This window comes from Burkholderia sp. Tr-20355, assembly GCF_017104685.1.
GTDB lineage: Bacteria > Pseudomonadota > Gammaproteobacteria > Burkholderiales > Burkholderiaceae > Burkholderia > Burkholderia seminalis.
In genome coordinates this window covers 1-5,382 of sequence record NZ_JAAGPK010000286.1, presented here as the reverse complement: position 1 = coordinate 5,382, position 5,382 = coordinate 1, and the positions used below count along the sequence as shown (strand labels likewise).

At 69.5% G+C, this 5,382-nt stretch carries 7 protein-coding genes; all 7 read left to right on the top strand.

Annotated features, from left to right (window positions below):
• The coding region (locus tag G3N62_RS34165) for a DNA polymerase III subunit gamma/tau C-terminal domain-containing protein (protein ID WP_277399665.1) at nt 1-745 on the top strand (745 nt) is incomplete at its 5' end.
• 95 nt (nt 746-840) lie between these two features.
• The gene (locus tag G3N62_RS34160) at nt 841-1,167 is read left to right on the top strand and encodes a YbaB/EbfC family nucleoid-associated protein (protein ID WP_014896896.1); all 327 of its coding nucleotides are present in this window, start codon (nt 841-843) and stop codon (nt 1,165-1,167) included.
• A gap of 31 nt (nt 1,168-1,198) precedes the next feature.
• Complete coding sequence (recR, locus tag G3N62_RS34155; RefSeq protein WP_006478665.1) at nt 1,199-1,795, top strand: recombination mediator RecR; 597 nt, start codon at nt 1,199-1,201, stop codon at nt 1,793-1,795.
• A gap of 48 nt (nt 1,796-1,843) precedes the next feature.
• On the top strand, nt 1,844-3,049 hold the full coding sequence (locus G3N62_RS34150; RefSeq protein WP_059561612.1) for a CaiB/BaiF CoA-transferase family protein: 1,206 nt from the start codon (nt 1,844-1,846) through the stop codon (nt 3,047-3,049).
• Nucleotides 3,050-3,258: 209 nt separating this feature from the next.
• Nucleotides 3,259-4,020 carry a 5'/3'-nucleotidase SurE gene (gene surE, locus G3N62_RS34145; RefSeq protein WP_034188645.1) on the top strand — a complete coding sequence of 254 codons (762 nt, stop codon included), beginning with the start codon at nt 3,259-3,261 and terminating at the stop codon, nt 4,018-4,020.
• Nucleotides 4,017-4,949: a protein-L-isoaspartate(D-aspartate) O-methyltransferase gene (locus G3N62_RS34140; RefSeq protein ID WP_034188975.1), complete on the top strand. Its 933-nt coding sequence runs from the start codon at nt 4,017-4,019 to the stop codon at nt 4,947-4,949. Before surE ends, G3N62_RS34140 begins: the two co-directional genes overlap by 4 nt.
• 5 nt (nt 4,950-4,954) lie before the next feature.
• Nucleotides 4,955-5,382 (top strand): LysM domain-containing protein (locus tag G3N62_RS34135; protein WP_175029384.1); only part of this gene is annotated, 428 nt, incomplete at its 3' end.

Here is a 5,382-nt window from a genome sequence, read left to right as displayed (position 1 = left end):
TGCGGGCGCCGCGCCGAAGCCGGCCGCCCAGCCGGTCGTCGAAAAGCCGGCCGCGCCGCGTCCCGCCGTGCAGGTGCCGACGCCGCGTGCTGCCGCCCGTGCGCCGCAGGCTGCCGATGCGCGCCCGACGTCGCCACCGTGGGAGGACATCCCGCCCGACGACTACGTGCCGCTCAGCGCCGACGAGATGTTCGGCGGCCCTGACGACGGCTTCGTGCCGGTGTTCGACAGCGGCCCCGACGATGTGCGCGTGACGCCGAAGCCGGCGGAAGCGCGTCCGTCCGCGCCGGTCGACACGCGCCCGTTGCCGCCCGCGATCGCGCTGGATCCGGTCGGTTTCGACGGCGAATGGCCGGCGCTGGCCGCGCGCCTGCCGCTGAAGGGCGTCGCGTACCAGCTCGCGTTCAACAGCGAACTGACGGCCGTCGATGCGACCACCCTGAAACTTTCGGTGCCGGTGCCGCAGTACGCGGATGCCGCGCAGGTGGCGAAGCTGAAGGCGGCGCTGGCCGATGCGCTCGGCAAGCCGGTCGAGGTAGCCGTCGAGGTCGGGCCCGCGCGGCGCACCGCGGCGGCGCTCGACGCGGCCGCGCGCGCGGCACGCCAGCGCGAGGCCGAGCAGGAGATTCACGGCGATCCGTTCGTCCAGCAGCTCGTGCGCGACTTCGGTGCGCGCATCGTCGACGGCTCGATCCGTCCGCTCGCCGATTCGGCGCCGGACGGCGTGCCGCCGACGCTGCATTGAACTGACCGCCCCGCGACAGGCACAATCACGCCCCGCACACATTGGCCGGCACGCGCCGCGTGCCGGTTTTCACACGATCAAGAAGGAGTATTCCCATGTTGAAAGGCAACCTCGCCGGACTGATGAAGCAAGCGCAGCAAATGCAGGAAAACATGAAGAAGATGCAGGAGCAGCTTGCGCTGATCGAAGTCGAAGGGCAGTCGGGTGCCGGCCTCGTCAAGGTGACGATGACGTGCCGCAACGAAGTGCGTCGCGTCGCGATCGACCCGAGCCTGCTCGCGGACGACAAGGACATGCTCGAGGATCTCGTCGCCGCGGCGTTCAACGACGCGGTGCGCAAGGCCGAAGCGACGTCGCAGGAAAAGATGAGCGGCATGACGTCGGGCCTGCCGCTGCCCCCGGGCTTCAAGCTGCCGTTCTGAGCGCGGCGTCCGTGCCACCGTTTGCCGCCGTATGAAACAGCCGTCCGCCCTGTCCGCTCTCGTCGAAGCGTTGCGCGTGCTGCCCGGCGTCGGGCCGAAATCCGCGCAGCGCATGGCGGTCCACCTGATGCAGCACGACCGCGAGGGCGCGGAGCGGCTCGGCCGGTCGCTGCTGTTCGCGACCGAGCACCTGCAGCACTGCGAGAAGTGCAACACGTTCACCGAAGCGCAGATCTGCGAGGTCTGCAGCGACGAGGAGCGTGATCCGACGCTGCTGTGCGTCGTCGAGACGCCTGCCGATCAAATCATGCTCGAGCAGACGATGACGTACCGCGGGCTGTATTTCGTGTTGATGGGGCGACTGAGCCCGCTCGACGGGATCGGCCCGAAGGAAATCCATTTCGACCGCCTCGTGCGGCGCGCGTCCGACGGTGTCGTCAAGGAGGTCGTCCTCGCGACCAACTTCACGAACGAGGGCGAAGCCACCGCCCATTACCTCGGCCAGACGCTGAAGGCGCGCGGCCTCGCGGTCACGCGTCTCGCGCGAGGCGTGCCGGTCGGCGGCGAGCTCGAATACGTCGACGCGGGCACCATCGCCCGCGCGATGCTCGATCGCCGCACGATGTAAGCCGGGCGCCGCCGGCAGGCGGCGCCGTTCCTCATGCCAGGGAGACACATGAGCACCACCCAGGGCCCGCTCGCGGGCGTCAAAGTGCTCGAATTCGGAACGCTGATCGCGGGGCCGTTCGCGTCGCGGCTGTTCGCCGAATTCGGCGCGGAAGTGATCAAGATCGAGGATCCGAACGGCGGCGACCCGCTGCGCAAGTGGCGCAAGCTCCACCCGGAGCAGGGCGGCACGTCGCTGTGGTGGTCCGTCCAGGCGCGCAACAAGAAATCGGTCACGCTCAACCTGAAAGCCGACGCCGGCAAGGCGATCGCGCGTCAGCTCGCGAGCGAGGCCGACATCGTGATCGAAAACTTCCGTCCGGGCCTGCTCGAGAAGCTCGGGCTCGGCTACGACGTGCTGTCGGCCGACAACCCGGGCCTCGTGATGGTGCGCCTGTCCGGCTACGGTCAGACGGGCCCGTACCGCGACCGGCCCGGCTTCGGCGCGATCGCCGAATCGATGGGCGGGCTGCGTCACATCACCGGTTATCCCGATCTGCCGCCGCCGCGCATCGGCATCTCGATCGGCGATTCGATCGCCGCGCTGCACGGCGTGATCGGCGCGCTGATGGCGCTCCATCACCGCAAGGTCAACGGCGGCGCGGGGCAGGTGGTCGACGTTGCACTATACGAGGCCGTCTTCAACATGATGGAAAGCGTGGTGCCCGAATACGGCGTGTACGGGATGGTGCGCGAGCGCACCGGCGCGTCGCTGCCGGGCATCGTGCCGTCGAACACCTATGCGTGCCGCGACGGCAGCATCGTGATCGGCGGCAACAGCGACCCGATCTTCAAGCGGCTGATGAAGGCCATCGAACGCGACGACCTCGCCGACGATCCCGCGCTTGCGCAAAACGACGGGCGCGTGCCGCGTACGCGGGAGATCGACGACGCGATCGCCGCGTGGCTCGCGCCGCGCACGATCGACGAGGCGCTCGTCGTGCTCAACGCGGCCGACGTGCCGGCCGGGCGCATCTACAGCGCCGCCGACATGTTCACCGATCCGCAGTTCGTCGCGCGGCAGATGATCCAGCGTTTCAAGCTGGCCGACGGTACCGACATTCCGCTGCCGAACATCACGCCGAAGCTGTCGGATACGCCGGGTGAAACGCGTTGGCTCGGGCCGGAACTCGGCGAGCATACGGACGAGGTGCTGCGCGGCCTCGGCTACGACGCGCAGGCGATCGCCGCGCTGCGCGAAGCGGGCGCGATCTAGGGGAAGCGCCCGCGGACCTGTCGCGTCGCGCCAGATCCGCGACGGGACGGCTTTCGAGAAGGAAAACCCGGGGCAGCCACGCGTTTTCCCGGGCATGCGGAAGGCCGCCGCGCAATGCGGCGGCGCACCGTGCGCGCATGCGTGCCCCGTCCGTCCGCGCTCGCCGGACTGTCGCTCTCGCGCCATCTTTCCTCGGTTACAATCGCCGGATGCGAATCCTACTCAGCAACGACGACGGCTATCTTGCCCCCGGTCTCGCCGCGCTCAGCGAAGCGCTGCAGCCGCTGGGCGAGCTCACGGTGATCGCGCCCGAGCAGAACTGCAGCGGCGCGTCGAATTCCCTCACGTTGTCGCGGCCGCTGTCGGTGCAGCGTGCGGCGGGTACGGGTTTCTTCTACGTGAACGGCACGCCGACCGATTCGGTGCACGTCGCGTTGACGGGGATGGCCGGCGCGAGGCCGGATCTCGTCGTTTCCGGAATCAACAACGGCCAGAACATGGGCGAAGACACGCTCTATTCAGGGACAGTTGCGGCCGCCACCGAAGGCATCATGTTCGGCGTGCCGGCCATCGCCTTCTCGCTGGCCGACAAGGGCTGGGCCCATCTGGCGGACGCCGCGCGCGTCGCCGCGGAAATCGTCGAGCACTACCTCGCGCATCCGCTGCCGGGCAACCCGCTGCTGAACGTCAATATTCCGAACCTGCCGTACGACGCGCTGAAGGGCTGGCAGGTCACGCGCCTGGGCAAGCGTCATCCGTCACAGCCGGTGATTCGCCAGACCGACCCGCGCGGCGAGCCGGTCTACTGGATCGGCGCGGCGGGCGCGGCGCTGGACGCGAGCGACGGCACCGATTTCCACGCCGTCGCAAACGGTTTCGTGTCGATCACGCCGCTGCAGCTCGACCTCACGCATACGCAGATGCTGCCCGCGACGCGCGAATGGGCGCGCGCCGGAGGGCGGGCTTCATGAGCGGCGAGCGCGCGAAGCGGTTTCCGCTCGCGCTCGAAGATCTCAAGCGAGCGCCACGCAAATCGGAAGGTCGGACCGGTGAACGCCATGCGGCGGGCGCGGTGTCGAAGGCGGCCGACAAGCCCGCTGCCGTACTGAAACCGGTTGCGGTAAAGCCCGCTGCCGGGCGATCGGCGTTGCCCGGTCCCGTCGCCGCGAAGCCCGCGACCGCGCCGAAGCCGACCGCGCCGAAGCCCGCGATGCCGAAACCGGCTGCGCCGAGCGTCGCGCCGGCCGGCGCGTTCGCGCTCACGTCGGAACGGGTGCGCGAGCGGATGGTCGAACGACTGCGTGCGAACGGTGTGACCGACGCGCGCGTGCTGGACGCGATGGCCGCGGTGCCGCGCCACATGTTCGTGGATCCGGGGCTCGCGACGCAGGCCTACGAGGATTCGGCGTTGCCGATCGGCCACCAGCAAACCATTTCCAAGCCGTCGGTCGTCGCGCGCATGATCGAGCTCGCGATGGCCGGCCGCACACTCGAGCGCGTCCTCGAGATCGGCACGGGATGCGGCTATCAGGCCGCCGTGCTGAGCCACGTGGCACGCGACGTGTATTCGATTGAACGCATCAAGCCGCTCTACGAGCGCGCCAAGCTGAACCTGCGGCCGCTGCGCGTGCCGAACATCCGTCTGCACTACGGCGACGGGCGTGTCGGCCTGCCGTCCGCGGCCCCGTTCGACGCGATCGTGATCGCGGCGGCGGGGCTCGACGTGCCGCAGGCGCTGCTCGAGCAGCTCGCGATCGGCGGGCGGCTCGTCGCGCCGGTCGGCGCGCAGAGCGGGCAGCACCAGGTGCTCACGCTCGTCGAGCGCGTCGCGCACGCGCAATGGCGAGAGTCCCGGCTTGATCGCGTTTTCTTTGTCCCTTTAAAATCCGGAGTGATTTGAAACCGATGAGTATGTTGCGCGCGATGCAAAACAACCGATCCAGGGAACCGCTCACGCTCGCCCAGCGCGCGATCTGTGTGGCTGCGCTCTCCACGCTACTGGCCGCCTGTGCGACGCGGCTCGACAACGCGCCTGTCGTCGATCGCTCCGGCTCGCTCGGCACGACCGGCGCCGCGCAGCCCGCGGTGCCGCTCGGCCCGCCGCCGCCGGGCTTCTACCGCGTGAAACCGGGCGACACGCTGTACCGGATTGCGCTCGAGAACGGGCAGAACTATCGCGACATCGCGTCGTGGAACAACCTGGCGAACCCGAACCAGATCGAAGTCGACCAGTTGCTGCGCGTGGCGCCGCCGGGCGGTGCCGCCGTTGCGGGCGCACCGGCCACCGCGCCGATCGCGGGTGCGGCCGTGGCGACCGCGCCGCTGAGCAGCGG